Origin of the sequence: Brachybacterium massiliense, assembly GCF_900184245.1 — a bacterium.
Taxonomy (GTDB): domain Bacteria; phylum Actinomycetota; class Actinomycetes; order Actinomycetales; family Dermabacteraceae; genus Brachybacterium; species Brachybacterium massiliense.
The window spans coordinates 64,889-80,907 of sequence record NZ_FXXB01000004.1; the positions used below are offsets into that span (position 1 = coordinate 64,889).

Consider the following 16,019-nt stretch of genomic DNA (forward strand, 5'->3'; position numbering starts at 1 on the left):
GGGACGGTGCTCACGGCGCACGCGGCCGGGCGCTGCGGAACGTCCCGGGAGAAGTCCAGCAGGGCCCGAGCGGGGTTCAGCGGTCGGAGAACTGCCAGGCGGTGGCCGACGCCATGCCGCGCAGTCCGTGCGCCCGCGGATGGCAGTGGACCGGATCGCTCCACGCCCCAGCACCCGGCCCCCGACCCTCGGCGAGCAGGCGCTCCTCCGCCTCGAGCCGGCTGGTGACGCTCATGGCGGAGACCACCACCGCGATCGCGGCCAGCTCGTCATCGCGCAGATATCCCTGCACGAGGCGCACATCCGAGGTGCGCACCGCAGGCTCCGGCCCGGGCTGCGCCGGGGCCGTGTCCTCGACCGCGCTCACAGCGGGATGTTCCCGTGCTTCTTGGTGGGCAGGGTGTCGCGCTTGGTGCGCAGCGCGCGCAGCGCCCGGGCGATCTCCAGGCGGGTGTCCGCCGGGCGGATCACGCCGTCGATCCAGCCGCGCTCGGCGGCGGTGTACGGGGTGGCGAACTGCTCCTCGTACTCCGCCTGGAACTGCGCGCGCTGGGCCTCGACGTCCCCGCCCTCCTCGGCGACCCTGCGCAGATCGCCGCGGTGGAGGATGTTCACCGCACCCTGGGAGCCCATCACCGCGATCTGGGCGGTGGGCCAGGCGAGGTTGATGTCCGCCCCGAGCTCCTTGGAGCCCATCACGATGTAGGCACCGCCGTAGGCCTTGCGCGTGATCACGGTGATCAGAGGGACCGTCGCCTCGGCGTAGGCGTACAGCAGTTTCGCGCCGCGACGGATGATGCCGCCGTACTCCTGATCGGTGCCGGGCAGGAAGCCGGGCACGTCCACGAAGGTCAGTACCGGGATGTTGTTGGCATCGCACAGGCGCACGAAGCGCGCGGCCTTCTCGGAGGCGTCGATGTCGAGGGTGCCGGCCAGATGCGAGGGCTGGTTGGCGATGATGCCCACGCTGTAGCCCTCGACGCGGCCGAAGCCCACCATGATGTTCTGCGCGAACAGCGGCTGGACCTCGAGGAACTCCTCGTCGTCCAGCACCGCCCGCAGCACCGAGAGCATGTCGTAGGGCTGGTTGGGGGAGTCCGGGACCAGCGTGTCCAGGGCGGTGTCGGCCGGGGTGGGGTCCTGGTCGAAGGGGACCGGGAAAGAGGGCGCGGGGCTCAGCGTGTTCGAGGGCAGGTAGCTCAGCAGGTCCTTGACGTACTCGATCGCCTCGGCCTCGTCGGGCGCCATGTAGTGCGCGACCCCGGAGCGGGAGGAATGGGTGCGGGCGCCGCCCAGCTCCTCGAAGCCGACGTCCTCACCCGTGACGGTGCGGATCACGTCGGGCCCGGTGATGAACATGTGCGAGGTCTTCTCGACCATCACGATGATGTCGGTCAGCGCGGGGGAGTAGACGGCGCCGCCCGCGGCCGGCCCCATGATCAGGGAGATCTGCGGGATCACGCCGGAGGCGCGGGTGTTGCGCTTGAAGATCCCGGCGAACATCGCGAGCGAGGCGACACCCTCCTGGATGCGCGCGCCGCCGCCGTCGAGGATGCCGATGATCGGCACCCCGGTGCTCAGCGCGAGGTCCTGGATCTTCTGGATCTTGCGGCCGTGCGCCTCGCCGAGCGACCCGCCGAAGACCGTGAAGTCCTGGGAGTAGACGCACACCTGGCGGCCGTCGATGGTGCCGTAGCCGGTGACGATGCCGTCGCCGTCGGGGCGCTTGCGGTCGATGCCGAAGCTGCGCGCCTGATGGCGCACGAACCGATCGGTCTCCACGAACGAGCCGTCGTCCAGCAGGTCGGTGATCCGCTCCCGGGCCGTCTTCTTCCCTCGGGCATGCTGCTTCTGGACCGCCAGCTCGTCTGCCGCGGAGACCGCGGCGGCGTCACGCTCGCGCAGGTCCTCGAGTCGCTGAGCGGTGGTGAGCGGCCGCGGGGCGTCGGTCACGGGGCCTCCTTGCGGCCTGCTGGGCCGCGTGGTCATACGGCGGATGGACACCGGGATACTACGCTACGCAGGTCCGACGACGGCCGCCCCGTCCCTCGACGGCGCGCGCGACCGTGGGGGAGAGAACAACGGCGCACGAGGCAGGACGGGAGACGCATGGACGGCACGGACGGCAGCGACGGCAAGGACAGCACGGACCTCATGGGCGCTTCACCGCACCCCCTCGCTCCGCGGATCCTCCGCCTCGGCGCCGTCACCTCCACCCAGGACGAGGCCTCCCGGCGCCTGCAGCAGGGGACGCCCGCGCCCTTCGCCGTCACCGCGCGGCGCCAGACCTCCGGCAGGGGGCGGCTGGGACGCCCCTTCGAGAGCCCCGAGGGTGCGAGCCTCTCGTGCACCTATGTCCACCGCACCGCCCTGGACCCCACCCGCCGGGGCTGGATCCCGCTGGTCGCGGGCCTCTCTGCGGTGCGGGCGCTCACCGAGGTGACAGGGCGGCTCGCCCCCGCGCAGGTCGGGCTGAAATGGCCCAATGATCTGCACACTCCCGACGGGCGCAAGCTCGGCGGGATCCTGGTCGAGGGCCGCGGTGCCGAGCACGTGCTGGTGGGGATCGGCCTGAACCTGCGCGCGCCCCTCTCCCCGGCCGACGGCGGCGTCGTGCCCGGCGCTGCGTGGCTGCGCGGAGAGGACGGGCTGTGCGAGGACGACGGACCGCCCGCGCCGCCCGAGGGCCCGTCCACGGGGGAGGTGCTGCGCGAGTCCCTCGAGACTGCGCTGGTCACGACCCTGCGCGAGGAGCTGGAGCGCCTCGAGTCCGTTCAGGGAGACGCCGTCCGCGCGGGAGTGCGCGACCGGTACACTATGACGTGCCTCACACTGGGGCGCAGGGTGCGGATCGATCCGTTGGGACGCCGGGCCGGTGGCGGGGACCCTCCTCGTTCCTGGTCGGGCCTTGCGCGAGAGATCGACGAGCACGGCAGGCTGGTCGTCGACCTCGAGGGCGACGGCCGCAGGGCCGTGGACGTCGGCGACGTGAGGCACCTGCGGCCGGAGGCGACCGCCGGCACCCCGGAGGATGGGGCGTCGGACATCGAGCAGGAGGAGCACGTCACGTGACCGGAGGCATGGAAGACCTGGAGCGCGCCGCAGCCCGGGAGGGGAGCACCCCCGCTCGGGAGCCATCCGTGCCGCAGGACTCCGTCCCGGTGGAGACCACGGAGCTGCCCGACCTCTCGGAGGCCGCGGCGGGAGCGGCCTCCCTGGACGAGAGCGAGATCCTCGACCTGAACAAGCGCTTCGCCGCGGTGCGCCGCAGCGTGGGCGCGCTCGAGAAGGTGCTGCTGCAGGGACCGCGCAAGTACTCCCGGCGCGACCTCGCCGAGCAGCAGGACATCCCCGAGCGCCTCACCTCCGTGTACTGGCGCTCGCTGGGCTTCACCCCGGTGGACGAGGACACGGTGGTCTTCACCGAGGAGGACGCCTACGCGATCGGCGACCTCGCCGCGATCGTCGAGGAGGGCGTGATCACCGAGCGCGCCTTCTCGAGCATCTCCCGCGGCCTCGGCTTCCACATGGGCCGGCTGGCCATGTGGATCACCGAGGCGCTGGTGGACGAGGCGAAGTACGCCGACGGCCTCGACGACGCCCAGGCGCGCCAGCAGATGCTGGACTCCATCCCCGAGCTGCTGGAGATCTTCGAGTCCCAGGTGATGTTCGCCTTCCGGCGGCAGCTGGCCGCCTATGCCGCCCGGGCCGGCAGCGAGGTGCTCCACCGCGACACCGACGAGCTGTTCCCGCTGCAGCGGGCCGTCGGCTTCGCCGATCTGGTGCAGTTCACCCGGCTCGCCCAGGACCTGCCCGGCGCGGAGCTGGCGGACATGGTGGGCCGCTTCGAGTCGGTCAGCCGCGACATCATCTCCGTGGGCGGCGGCCGCGTGGTCAAGACCGTCGGCGACGAGATCATGTTCCTCGCCGACACGCCCGAGGACGGCGCCCAGATCGCCGTCAGCCTCGCCGAGATGATCACGGAGTCCCCGGACCTCCCACCGGTGCGGGTGGGCCTGGCCTGGGGGTCGATGTTCTCCCGATACGGCGACGTCTTCGGTCCCACCGTCAACCTCGCCGCCCGCATGGAGTCCGTGGCCCGGCCCGGCGCCGTGCTGGTCGACTCCGACACCGCCGACGCCGTCGCGCAGGCGATGCCGGGCGGATTCGCGCTCGCCGAGGGAGACGACGTCGAGCTCCACGGGATCGGCACCGTGCACGTCCAGGAGATGCGGCGCGACCGCTCGGCACCGCTCGATCTGGGCCTGTGACCGAGCCGGCCGCGGCGCGCGGAGGACCTCCGCCCACCGCCGCGACGGCGGACCTGTGATGATGGAGAAGAGCCCGGCCCCTCACCGGATCGGGCGGTCCCTGCAGGCACCGACGTAGGATGGATCGCGTGACACGACTGCTACTCGTCGAGGACGACTCGGCCATCGCTGAACCCCTCTCCCGCGCGCTGGACCGGGAGGGCTACACCGTCACGCGTGCATCGCGAGGGATGGACGCGCTGTCGATCGCGGCGGGGCCGGACCCGATCGACCTGGTCATCCTCGACCTCGGCCTGCCCGACCTCGACGGCCTCGAGGTCGCGCGGCGCCTGCGCAAGGGCGGGCTCGAGTGCCCGATCCTGATCCTCACCGCCCGCGCCGACGAGGTCGACGCGGTGGTCGGCCTGGACGCCGGCGCGGACGACTACGTCACCAAGCCCTTCCGTCTCGGCGAGCTGCAGGCGCGCATCCGCGCCCTGATGCGGCGCTCCCAGGCCACGGAGGAGTCCGGCGACAGCTACGACGTCAACGGTGTGATGCTCGACGTCTCCGCGCGCCGCGCCTACGCCGACGGCGAGGAGCTGAGCCTCTCCGCGAAGGAGTACGACCTGCTGACCGTGCTGGTGCGCGAGTCCGGCAGCGTGGTCACCCGCGATGACCTGATGCGCGAGGTGTGGGGCGCCGAATGGTGGGGCTCCACCAAGACCCTGGACATGCACGTCTCCTGGCTGCGCCGCAAGCTCGGCGACGACGCCACCGATCCCCGCCGGATCACCACGGTGAGGGGAGTGGGCTTCCGCTTCGAGACCGGCACGGAGAGCTGACCGGTGAGGCAGCGCGTGCTGCAGGCCACCATCATCACCGTGCTGCTGGCCGTGCTCATGCTCGGCATCCCGCTGGGCATCTCGTGGCTGCAGCTCGTCGAGCAGAACCTCAGCAACCAGGCCACCTCGATCCTCGACGCGGTGCGCGTCGACACCGATGCCCGTATCCAGGAAGGCGGGGAGATCGACGAGGCGCAGCTGCAGCGCCACGTCGATGCGCAGACGGACCTGAACATCGCGATCTCGGTCACTTACGAGGGCACCACCACCGCGGTCGGTGACCCCCCGGGTCAGAAGCCGGTGAATAGGAACACCAACGGTGCCTCCGGCCAGTCGATCGCGGTGTACATCCCTGAAAGGGACGTGCGCGCCCACACCGCGAGCGCCTGGGTGCTGATCACCGTGGCGGGTCTCGCCGCGCTGTCGATCGGCGTCTCCGTCGCGCTGTGGCAGGCCCAGCGCATCTCGCTGCCGCTGGCCCGCCTCTCGCGCCGCGCCGAGGAGATGGGCGCCGGTCGCTCCCGCGGCCCCTGGTACCCCTCGGGGATCGCCGAGATCGACGACGTCGCCGAGGAGCTCGCCCGCTCCGGCGCCATGCTCAACGAACGGCTCGAGGCGGAGAGCCGGCTCGCCTCCGACGCCTCCCACCAGCTGCGCACGCCCCTGACCGCGCTGTCCATGCGGCTGGACGAGATCCTCGCGACCAGCTCCGAGGAATGGGTGCGCGAGGAGGCCCGCATCTCGCTCGAGCAGATCGACCGGCTCACCGAGGTGGTGCACGACCTCATCAACGCCCCGCGCTCCTCCCAGCGCCGCACCCCCGGCGTGGTCGAGCTGCGCCACGTGCTCACCCAGCAGAGCGAGGAGTGGTCGCCCGCCTACCGCCGCGCCCACCGCGAGCTGCGCGTGCAGGTGCCGCGCAGCGCCGCCGTCTGGGGATCCAACGGCCCGCTCACCCAGGTGATCGCGACCCTGATCGAGAACGCCCTCGCCCACGGCGCGGGCCGCACCACCGTCAAGGTGCGCCGCAACGACCACTCGACCGTAGTCGAGGTCTCCGACGAGGGCGGCGGCATCGAGCCGGAGCTCGGCTCGAGCATCTTCGAGCGCTCGGTCTCCGGCAGCGGCTCGAGCGGCACCGGCGTGGGCCTGGCGCTGGCCCGCACCCTGGTCGAGGACGACGGCGGGCGGCTCGAGCTGCTCACCGAGAACCCCACGACGTTCGGTGTGTTCCTCATCTCCGCGCCCGGGGACACCGAGGTGGAGGACTACGACGTGGTCGGGACCGGCCGCAGCCCCCGCCCGTCCCGGGACACCCGCGGCGGGCGCTTCGCCAAGAGCGGCAGCACGCGCCGCGCCGACATGTCCGGCGGCGACGCACCGCGCGCCGACTCCGGCGGCGACGACCTCGACTCCCTGCCCCAGGGGTCCGTGGTGCGGCGCCGCCCGCGTCCGCGCTGAGGTAGTGAAACGTGTCATGCGTCGATGCTGCTCGGCGAGGACTCGCTCGTTACAGTTCCGAGCGCCGATCCTGATCAAGCGTTTGTTCGAAACCGCTCAAAGAGGTGTGAATCGCCGATTCAGGACAGCCATATGGCGGCTCTTCAGAATTGAGTGTGGGCGCGCCGGTGGTGCTGGGTGGCTGCGGATAGACGTCGAGGTCCTCGATGATGAGCGAACTCTTACCTCTGCTCGCACCAAGGATTTCGACGATGCATCACCATAGTTGCCCGTGCCCCGACGTGCTCGACCGCTGTTGAAACCGCGATCTTCCCCTTGACTTCTCCGGCCTGCACCTCGTCGAGGTCACGAACGTGAAGCCGGACCTGGTCCTCGAGGTCGAGTCCTGCGACGCAGTGGCGGGTTGCCCGGGATGTGGTGTCATCGCAACTGGTCACGGCCGGATCATGACCCGGCCGGTCGACGCGCCCTGGGCCGGCAGGCCAGTACTGATCCGGTGGCACAAGCGTCGCTGGATCTGCCGCGAGGAGCTCTGCGAGGTGGTCTCGTTCCTCAAGCAGGACCCAGACGCCCACGCGCTGCGGGGTCTGCTCAGCACTCGCGCGTTCCCATGGGCGATCAGACAGCTGTGCCACGAGGGCGTAACGATCCACGTCCTGGCCAAGCAGCTCGGGACGACCTGGAACACGCTCTGGTCCCAGGTCCAGCCCATCCTCGCGCGGGCCACGGCGGGCCCTGCCCGATTCGAGGGGCGTGGAGGCTCTGGGCGTGGACGAGCACATCTGGCACCACCGTGACCCGCGCCGGCGAGGCCCGAAGGAACTCGCCGGGATGGTCGACGTGACTCGCGGCACCCACCCCATGGCGAGGCTGTTGGACCTGGTCCCGGGTAGATTCGGGATGGGCTGCCGCAACTGGGCGGACGAGCTGGACGAGTCGTTCCGCCAGGGGATCAAGATCGCGACGCTCGACCCGTCCCAGGGATACAAGAACGCGATCGATGACCGGCTTGAGGACGCGACCTGCGTGATGGACGCTTTCCACATCGTCAAGCGCGGGGGCCGCGGTCGATGACATCCGCTGCCGGATCCAGCAGGAGACCCTGGGCCATCGCGACCGGACGGGTGATCCTCTCTACGGGATCCGCCACTTCCTGCACGCCGGCAGGGACCGGCTGAGCATTCGTCAGCAGGCACGAATGGAGACCGCGTTCGCCGCACCTCCCGCAGGCCTCGCGGTCGAGGTCGCCGACCAATTCACCCAGGGCCTCCGCGAAGTGTTCCACCGGCCCACACCCGCACGAGGCTGCCAGATCGCCCAGCGCCTCATCGACACGCTCCCCTCCTGCCCGATCCCCGAGATCGCACGGCTCGAGAAGACGCTGAGTCGATGGAATACAGCGTTCCTGGCCTACTTCGACACCGACGGCGCGAGCAACGGCGGGACAGAGGCCGTCAACGGGATCATCGAGCTCGGCCGCCGCATCGCCCGCGGCTTCCGGAATTTCGAGCACTACCGCCTCCGAATGCTCCTCATCACCGGCGGCCTCGACGCCTCACCCCACACTCAACTCTGAAGAGCCCTCATAGTCCGTGGGATGAGCTCTCTGATACTCCTCAACAGCTACGAAGAACGCGTCCGGATCGCTCTTCTTGACCTCTGCCATCGCAGGTTGTGTGAGGACGAGCGAAACAAGAACGGCGGCCGAGGCGGCCACCAGTGTGCGGATCTTGCTTGTTCGAGTTGTGGTCCTGATGACTGGACTCCTTGTCGGGAGTTGCAGCCGTCCAAGGGCACCCGCAGAAGCTATGAAGACGCGGTCGCCTTGCGGTCCCCTCATCAGGCTGACGACGTCGTACGTCGTTTTGCGAGGTCCTCGTTGGCCCCATGTCGCACCACCCTGCGCACGCTGACCAGAATCTTGCAAGAGCCCGTAAAAATCAATGGCACGTCCGGAAGAGCCTGATCAGTCCTTCTTTTGCACCTCCGGTTCGGTCTGCTCCTGTGCACGTTCGGCGTCTCGATCCTTGAGCCCATCGCGGACTCCTCGGCGCACGGCTAGATAGACGATGTAGCCCGTGACCGCTATTGCGAGAGCGGTCAGAGCGAGTAAGGTCAGTGGATCCATTTGCTCTCTCCTCTCGGTTCTCCAGCCACCCTATCGAGCAAGTGGGATGGTGTCCGGAGAGTTGAGTGGCTCTTCCCAGATTAGGGGGTAGCGGTGGGGCGTGGGGTGGGCGCGTCGGTGCCGGGATAGACGTCGAGGTCTCCCGAAGATGGAAGTTCTGACACTCTGAATCGGCCCAGGTTTGATGCCGCTGCTGTTTGAGTCCGGAAGGATGGACAGCATGCCGAAGAAGATCGATCCCCAGCTGCGCGCGAGGTGCGTGCGCCTCGTGCGAGAGCACCAGCAGGAGTACCCCTCCCGGTTCGCCGCATTGGTCGCGGTCGCCCGCCAGGAAGGCGTCTCGAAGGAGTCCGTGAGACGGTGGCTGGCCCAGGCTGGCGTCGACGACGGCACCCGCCCCGGCGTCACCAGTAAGGAGTCCGCCGAGGTCAAGCGCTTGAAGGCCGAGAACCGGCGGTTGCGGGAGGATAACGAGATTCTCCGGAAGGCGTCGATTTTCTTCGCGGGGGAGCTCGACCCCCGCAACCGCTGATCATCGCGTTCATCGACGAGATGAGAGCCGAGGGTTTCGCAGTCGAGTCGATCCTCCGCGTCCTGCGCCAACAGGGCCTGAGGATCGCTGCAAGGACCTACCGGTCTTGGAAGAGCCCGGCCCGAATCACAGCCCGCACCGTCACAGATGCCCTGGTCGAAGACCAGATCCGTGCCCTGGCCTAGAAGGTCAACGAGGCCACTGGACTGGTCCAGATGACTCCCGAGGGTCTCTACGGGCGACGGAAGTGGGTCGCCCTGCTCCGCCGCCAGGCTGGTCTCACCGCCACGTCTCGCGGTGCGGTGGACCGAGCGATGAGGACCCTCGGGCTTGAAGGTGTTCGGCGGGCGAAGAAGCTGCGCACCACCATCCCTGATCCGGACGGGAAACGTGCCGGTGACCTGCTGAACCGTGGCTTCACCGCGGCGGCTCCGAACCTGGTCTGGGTTACCGACTTCACCTAATTTCGCACCTGGGCGGGGTTCGTCTATGTCGCGTTCGTCGTGGACGTCTTCGCTCAGCGGATCGTGGGCTGGCACGCCAGCGCGAGCAAAAAGGTCGACCTGGTCATGACCCCGCTGCGGATCGCGCTCTGGCAACGCGAACGGGAAGGAAAGCCCGTCTCACCAGGGGGTTTTGCCCATCACAGCGATGCAGGGTCTCAATACACAGCGATTCGGCTGACCGAGCATCTCGCGCTCGAGGGCATCTCCCCGTCGATCGGGACCGTCGGCGATGCCTATGACAACGCCCTGATGGAGACCGTGAACGGGCTCTTCAGGACCGAGTGCATCCGCACCACCGTCTTCCACACCGGCCCCTATCGGACCCTCGCAGACGTCGAGTACGCGACCTCCGGGTGGGTCGACTGGTATAACAACAGGCGCCTCCACGGCTCGCTCGGGATGCTCACCCCGATAGAGTTCGAGACGCTCCACTACGAGGCCCTCACCCGAGAGCCCGAACCCGCAAAGTAGCGGCAGAGAACCCGGGCCGATTCACTTCGGCGCTATGACGCTGTCCGGTGCCAGTGAGCCATGGAGGCGGAGGCTTCGTTAGACTGGCGGTCGTGTCTGCGACCCCGCCCTGCCCCGACCAGCCCCGCCGCTCCCGAGGGGGCGCCCGCCCGCCGGATCGGGGTTGTCGGCGCGGGCCAGCTTGCCCGTATGATGCTCGGTCCCGCAATCGAACTGGGCCTCGAGCTCGAGGTGCTCGCCATAGATTCGGCCGAGAGCGCCGCCGCCGTCGCCGCCGTAATGCAGTTCGGACGCCACGACGACGAGACGGCCGTGCGGGAATTCGCCGGAGCGGTCGACGCCCTCACCTTCGACCACGAGCACGTTCCCACCGCGATCCTCGAGGGGATCGAACGTGACGCCATCGCCGCGGTTCGACCCGGGTCGGCCGCCCTCGCTCACGCTCAGGACAAGCTCGTCATGCGCGAGCGGCTCACGGCCCTCGGTCATCCGTGCCCGCGATGGTGGCGGATCGGGTCCGCCGCCGCGCTCGAGCACGCGCTGTCCAAGTCCGGCGGCCGGATCGTGGTCAAGACCCCGCGCGGCGGGTACGACGCCCACGGCGTGCGACTCATCGAGGACGCCGCGCAGGGCGAGGACTGGCTTGAAGCGCACGGCGAGCTGCTCGCCGAGGAGCTCGTGCCCTTCACCCGCGAGCTCTCCGCCCAGGTCGCCCGTCGCCCCGGAGGAGAGGCGATCGCCTACCCCGTGGTGCAGTCGGTGCAGAAGGACGGGGTCTGCTACGAGGTCGTCGCCCCCGCCCCCGATCTCGATGCGGAGAGCCAGCAGCGGATCCAGGCCCTGGCCCTCGCGATCGCCGAGGACCTCGACGTCACCGGGATGCTCGCCGTCGAGCTGTTCGAGACCGCGGACGGCCAGGTGCTCGTCAACGAGCTGGCCATGCGCCCCCACAACACCGGGCACTGGTCCATGGACGGCGCCGTGACCGGACAGTTCGAGCAGCACCTGCGCGCCGTCGCGGATCTGCCGCTCGGGGCCACCGACCCGATCGCCCCCGCGGCCGTGATGGTGAACCTGCTCGGCGGCATCGCCGAGGACCTCGCCCCCGGAGCGCATGCCGCGCTCGCCGCCGATCCGGCGCTGAAGATCCACCTCTACGGCAAGTCAGTACGTCCCGGCCGAAAGATCGGCCACGTCACCCTCGTCGGCGACGATCCCGCCGCACTGCTCGAACGTGCCCATCGCGCCGAGCGCCTGATCATCGACGGACCGCCCCAGCCCGCACCCACCACCCCCGGAGGACACCGATGACCGAGAGCACCGCACACCCGAGGGTGGGCATCGTGATGGGGTCGGACTCCGACTACCCGGTGATGAAGGCCGCCGAGGAGGCGCTCGCCGAGTTCGACCTCAGCGCCTCGGTCGAGGTGATCTCCGCGCACCGCATGCCCGAGGACATGGTCGCCTGGGGCCGCGGCGCCGCCGAGCGCGGACTGCGCGTGGTGATCGCCGGAGCCGGCGGCGCCGCCCACCTGCCCGGCATGCTCGCCTCCCTCACCCCGCTGCCCGTGATCGGGGTGCCGGTGCCGCTCAAGCACCTCGACGGCATCGACTCCCTGCTCTCGATCGTGCAGATGCCGGCCGGCGTGCCGGTCGCGACCGTCTCGATCGGCGGGGCCCGGAACGCAGGGCTGATGGCCGCCCGCATCCTCGCCGCCGGCGGGGACCCCGAGGCCGCCGCGCTGCGCGAGCGGATGATCGCGTTCCAGGCGGAGCTGCGCCAGATCGCTCTTGCCAAAGGGGAGAAGCTGCGAGAGAGCCGGTGAGCTCCTCCGCCCCCGCCGCGCCGACGGGACGGATCGCCTGGCTCGATCTCGCCCGCGCCGCGGCGATCGTGCTCGTGGTGGTCTACCACGTGGCCTCGGGCGCCGGATACGACCTGCTTCCCCGGGACGGCGGCGCGGCCGGCTACTGGTGGTCGTCCGTCAACATCATGCTGGCGCCGATCCCGATGAACCTGTTCTTCCTGATCTCGGGCATGTTCGCGGTGCGCGCCGTGCACCGGCCGTTCGCCCGGGTGGTGCGCCCGCGGATCCTGGACATGGCATGGCCCTACCTGCTGTGGAGCGCCGTCTTCGCCGTGACCGCGTGGACCCGCTACGCCCCCGAGGACCCGGTGGGCTACATGCGCAGCCAGGCCGAGGCGACCCTGGTGGTGATGGGACCGTACTGGTTCATCGCCGTGCTGCCGGTGTTCTTCCTCGCCGCCCGGCTGGGCCGGGACCGGCCCCGCCTGCTGCTTGCCGCAGCGCTCGCCGTCTACCTCCTGGCCTGGCCGCTGAAGATGCTGATGCTCACCCAGGAGTGGATCCCCGCACTGGTCAGCGAGGGGCTCTACCGGTTCACGATCTACGCGGTGTGGTACCTCGGCGGGTTCGTCCTGCGGGACCGGATCATCGCCCTGGTGGGCGGGATCGGGGCGCTGCGGGGCCTGCTGATCCTGGGCCTCTTCGCCGTGGTCACCGCCACCATGTTCTTCGGCCAGTACGCCCCGCTGCTCGAGCGCGCGCTGCATGCCGCCGCCTCGCTCACCGGAGTGCTCGGCGTGATGGCTCTGCTGCCCCGTGCCGCGAGCAGCGCACCGATCGCCCGTGCCGGCTCCCTGGTGGGCAGCCGCACGCTCGAGATCTACATGATCCATCCGCTGGTGCTCAACGCCGTGGTGGTGCTCTACCCCGGCAGCGCGCTCGACGCGGCGCTGCACGGCACATGGACGGCGGATCTGCTGCTGATTCCGGCGGTCTCGGCGCTCGCCCTCGGCGCCGGGCTGCTCGCCCACACCCTCGCGGCCCGCCCGGGCCTGGGCTGGCTGTTCGAGTTCCCGCGCGCACGGGAGAGGAACACCACCACCGGCGGGGCGCGCCCGGGGAGTCCCTGAGCCCGGGGTGCGGGCGCGGTATCGTCGCCCCCATGAGCGAAACCCCCGCCTACCGGGTCGCCCCGGGGGCTGACATCTCGGAGGACGCGACCATCGGGGAGGGCAGCTCCGTCTGGCACCTCGCCCAGGTGCGTGAAGGAGCCCGCCTCGGCACCGGCTGCGTGATCGGCCGCGGCGCCTACATCGGCTCCGGCGTGCAGATGGGCGATGGCTGCAAGGTCCAGAACTACGCGCTGGTGTACGAACCGGCCGTGCTGGCGGACGGCGTCTTCGTCGGCCCCGCCGCCGTGTTCACCAACGACCACTTCCCCCGTGCGGTGAACCCCGACCTGAGCCCGAAGTCCGCGAACGACTGGGAGCCGGTCGGCGTGACCTGCGAGACCGGTGCCTCGATCGGAGCGCGTGCCGTGTGCGTCGCCCCCGTCACCATCGGTGCCTGGGCGATGGTCGCCGCGGGCGCCACCGTGGTCAAGGACGTCCCCCCGCACGCGCTCGTCGCGGGAGTGCCCGCGAGGCGGCTCGGCTGGGTGGGACGCTCGGGAGAGAAGCTCGTCCCGGCCTCCGACGGCACCGACGCCTGGGTCTGCCCGAGGACAGGGGAGTGGTACGTCCCCGACGACTCCACCGGCGGGCTGCTGCTCGCCTCCTCGCCGCTGGCCGATGCACCGCGCCCGGCCACGCTCACCGACCCCGACGCACAGGATGGACTTCCCGCATGAACAGCGAACTCACGATGATCCCGCCGGCGAGGCCGTTGATCGGTCAGGAGGAGCGGGACGCGGTCGATCGCGTGCTGGCCTCGGGGATGGTGGCGCAGGGGCCGGAGGTCGCGGCGTTCGAGGAGGAGTTCTCGGCGGCGCTGGTGGGCGGCCGTGAGGTGGTCGCGGTGAATTCGGGCACCTCGGGTCAGCATCTGGGGATGCTGGCGCTGGGTCTGGGCCCGGGCGATGAGGTGATCGTGCCCTCGTTCACCTTCGCGGCGACGGCGAACACGGTCGTGGTCAGTGGTGCGACGCCGGTGTTCGTGGATGTGGATCCGCGCACGTTCACGGTGGATCCGGCGGCGGTGGAGGCGGCGATCACCGAGCGGACGGTGGGGATCCAGCCGGTGCATCTGTATGGGCATCCCGCGCCGATGGATGCGCTGCTGGCGATCGCTGAGCGGCATGGTCTGTGGGTGTTCGAGGACGCGGCGCAGGCGCATGGGGCGATGTGGCAGGGCGCGCAGGTGGGAACGTTCGGGGATGGGGCGATGTTCTCGCTGTATCCGACGAAGAACATGACCTCGGGCGAGGGTGGGATGGTCTCGCTCGCGCGGCCGGAGACGGCTCGTCAGGTGCGGCTGCTGCGCAATCAGGGGATGGAGACGCAGTACGCGAACGAGGTCGCGGGGTACAACAACCGTATGACCGATATCCATGCGGCGATCGGTCGGGTCCAGCTGGGCAGGCTGCCGGGGTGGACGGCGACGCGGCAGGAGAACGCGGCGTTCTTCGATGCGCATCTCGAGGGGGTGGTGACGCCGGTGGTGGTCGAGGGGGCCTCGCATGTGTATCACCAGTACACGATCCGGATCGAGGGTGCCTCGGCCACGGAGCGGGATGCGTTCGCGGCGGCGCTGCGGGAGGAGCATCTGGTGGGGTGCGGGGTGTACTACCCCACGCCGGTGCACCGGCTGGCGACGTTCCGGACCGAGGTGGATCTGCCGGTGACGGAGATGCTGGCGCGCGAGGTGCTGTCGCTGCCGGTGCATCCGAGCCTGACGGATATGGATCGTGAGCGGATCGTGGCTGCGGTGAACACTGTGGCGAAGGCGGGGGCGTGAGCATGCTGGGCAGGAAGAAGACGCTGCGGGCGGGCCTGATCGGTCTGGGCATGATGGGTCGCCACCATGCCCGCAACCTCCGCTCCCTCGAGGATGTCGAGCTGGTCGCCGTCGCCGATGCGCACGGCGATCCGCATGGCGCCGCGCCGGGCCTGGAGGTGCTGCCGGGTGTGGAGGCGCTGATCGCCGCGGGGATCGACTACGCGGTGGTCGCGGTGCCCACCCAGTTCCACCGGGACGTGGCGATGGCGCTGGCCGGGGCCGGGATCCACACCCTGGTCGAGAAGCCGCTGGCCTTCGACATCGGGGAGGCGGAGGAGATCACCGCCGCGTTCGAGAAGGCGGGCCTGGTGGGCGCGGTCGGCTACATCGAGCGCTACAACCCGGCGCTGCAGGAGATGCGCAAGCGCATCGCCGAGGGGCAGCTGGGGGAGATCTACCAGATCATCACCCGCCGGCAGGGCGGGTTCCCCGCCCGCATCGCCGACGTCGGCGTGGTCAAGGACCTCGCCACCCACGACCTCGACCTCACGGCCTGGGTGGCCCAGTCCCCGTACGCGTCCGTCGCGGCGACCTCCACCCGCCGCTCCGGCCGCAGGGACGAGGACATGGTCTCGATCACCGGACGCCTCGAGGACGGCACCATCACCAACCACCTGGTGAACTGGCTGACCCCCTTCAAGGAGCGCGTCACCGTGGTTACCGGCGAGAAGGGCGCCCTGGTGGGCGACACCCTCAACGCGGACCTCACCTTCCACTCCAACGCGGAGGCGGCGACCAACTTCTGGGAGTCGATGGCCTCGTTCCGAGGGGTCAGCGAGGGCGACTCGATCACCTACGCCCTGCACCGCCAGGAGCCGCTGGCCACCGAGCACCAGGCCTTCCGAGACGCGATCCTCGGCAAGGGCTCCAACATCGTGACCATGCGCGAGGGCCTGCACACCGTCCGCACCGTCGAGGCCGTGCTCGAGAGCGCGCGCGAGGGCACCGTGGTCAGCCTCGACTGACCTCGAAGACGCTCCGCCACGAGCACCCCACGGCGTCCCACCGGCCGCACGGCCGG

Annotated in this window: 13 protein-coding genes and 2 pseudogenes; 12 read left to right on the forward strand and 3 right to left on the reverse strand. The window is 70.1% G+C overall.

Features of this window, described 5'->3' with window-relative positions; genetic code table 11:
• Window positions 1-76: 76 nt before the first annotated feature.
• Both BN4251_RS01775 and BN4251_RS01780 read right to left on the reverse strand, forming a co-directional pair.
• Window positions 77-367 carry a hypothetical protein gene (locus BN4251_RS01775; protein ID WP_087483460.1) on the reverse strand — a complete coding sequence of 97 codons (291 nt, stop codon included), beginning with the start codon at window positions 365-367 and terminating at the stop codon, window positions 77-79.
• The gene (locus BN4251_RS01780; RefSeq protein ID WP_087483461.1) at window positions 364-1,953 is read right to left on the reverse strand and encodes an acyl-CoA carboxylase subunit beta; all 1,590 of its coding nucleotides are present in this window, start codon (window positions 1,951-1,953) and stop codon (window positions 364-366) included. Before BN4251_RS01780 ends, BN4251_RS01775 begins: the two co-directional genes overlap by 4 nt.
• A 156-nt stretch (window positions 1,954-2,109) precedes the next feature.
• Between BN4251_RS01780 and BN4251_RS01785 the strand changes: the two genes are divergently transcribed.
• From BN4251_RS01785 to BN4251_RS18950, 5 genes and pseudogenes are all read left to right on the forward strand, one after another.
• Window positions 2,110-3,072, forward strand: coding sequence for a biotin--[acetyl-CoA-carboxylase] ligase (locus BN4251_RS01785; protein WP_170931781.1), 963 nt, complete (start codon window positions 2,110-2,112; stop codon window positions 3,070-3,072).
• A 68-nt stretch (window positions 3,073-3,140) separates the two neighbouring features.
• The gene (locus BN4251_RS01790) at window positions 3,141-4,271 is read left to right on the forward strand and encodes an adenylate/guanylate cyclase domain-containing protein (protein ID WP_245810149.1); all 1,131 of its coding nucleotides are present in this window, start codon (window positions 3,141-3,143) and stop codon (window positions 4,269-4,271) included.
• Window positions 4,272-4,399: 128 nt separating this feature from the next.
• Window positions 4,400-5,095 (forward strand): response regulator transcription factor, encoded by a 696-nt coding sequence (locus BN4251_RS01795; protein WP_087483463.1) that lies wholly within the window; start codon window positions 4,400-4,402, stop codon window positions 5,093-5,095.
• A 3-nt stretch (window positions 5,096-5,098) separates the two neighbouring features.
• The gene (locus BN4251_RS01800) at window positions 5,099-6,556 is read left to right on the forward strand and encodes an ATP-binding protein (RefSeq protein ID WP_087483464.1); all 1,458 of its coding nucleotides are present in this window, start codon (window positions 5,099-5,101) and stop codon (window positions 6,554-6,556) included.
• Window positions 6,557-6,807: 251 nt separating this feature from the next.
• A pseudogene (locus BN4251_RS18950) lies at window positions 6,808-8,132 on the forward strand (ISL3 family transposase).
• 390 nt (window positions 8,133-8,522) lie between these two features.
• Here BN4251_RS18950 and BN4251_RS18160 read toward each other — a convergent pair.
• Window positions 8,523-8,684, reverse strand: a complete 162-nt coding sequence (locus BN4251_RS18160) for a hypothetical protein (RefSeq protein WP_170931782.1) — start codon at window positions 8,682-8,684, stop codon at window positions 8,523-8,525.
• A 220-nt stretch (window positions 8,685-8,904) separates the two neighbouring features.
• Between BN4251_RS18160 and BN4251_RS01810 the strand changes: the two are divergent.
• The 7 genes and pseudogenes from BN4251_RS01810 (at window position 8,905) to BN4251_RS01840 (ending at window position 15,963) form a co-directional block, all read left to right on the forward strand.
• Window positions 8,905-10,193, forward strand: a pseudogene (locus tag BN4251_RS01810) (IS3 family transposase).
• Between the two features lie 60 nt (window positions 10,194-10,253).
• Window positions 10,254-11,504 carry a 5-(carboxyamino)imidazole ribonucleotide synthase gene (locus BN4251_RS01815; RefSeq protein WP_087483465.1) on the forward strand — a complete coding sequence of 417 codons (1,251 nt, stop codon included), beginning with the start codon at window positions 10,254-10,256 and terminating at the stop codon, window positions 11,502-11,504.
• On the forward strand, window positions 11,501-12,019 hold the full coding sequence (gene purE / locus BN4251_RS01820; RefSeq protein ID WP_087483466.1) for a 5-(carboxyamino)imidazole ribonucleotide mutase: 519 nt from the start codon (window positions 11,501-11,503) through the stop codon (window positions 12,017-12,019). Before BN4251_RS01815 ends, purE begins: the two co-directional genes overlap by 4 nt.
• A complete protein-coding gene (locus BN4251_RS01825) occupies window positions 12,016-13,131 on the forward strand; it encodes an acyltransferase family protein (RefSeq protein ID WP_087483467.1) in 1,116 nt (371 codons plus the stop codon). Before purE ends, BN4251_RS01825 begins: the two co-directional genes overlap by 4 nt.
• Before the next feature lie 32 nt (window positions 13,132-13,163).
• The gene (locus tag BN4251_RS01830; protein WP_087483468.1) at window positions 13,164-13,850 is read left to right on the forward strand and encodes an acyltransferase; all 687 of its coding nucleotides are present in this window, start codon (window positions 13,164-13,166) and stop codon (window positions 13,848-13,850) included.
• A gap of 14 nt (window positions 13,851-13,864) precedes the next feature.
• Window positions 13,865-14,956, forward strand: coding sequence for a DegT/DnrJ/EryC1/StrS family aminotransferase (locus tag BN4251_RS01835; RefSeq protein WP_425426174.1), 1,092 nt, complete (start codon window positions 13,865-13,867; stop codon window positions 14,954-14,956).
• 2 nt (window positions 14,957-14,958) lie between these two features.
• The gene (locus tag BN4251_RS01840) at window positions 14,959-15,963 is read left to right on the forward strand and encodes a Gfo/Idh/MocA family protein (RefSeq protein WP_087483470.1); all 1,005 of its coding nucleotides are present in this window, start codon (window positions 14,959-14,961) and stop codon (window positions 15,961-15,963) included.
• Window positions 15,964-16,019 lie beyond the last annotated feature (56 nt).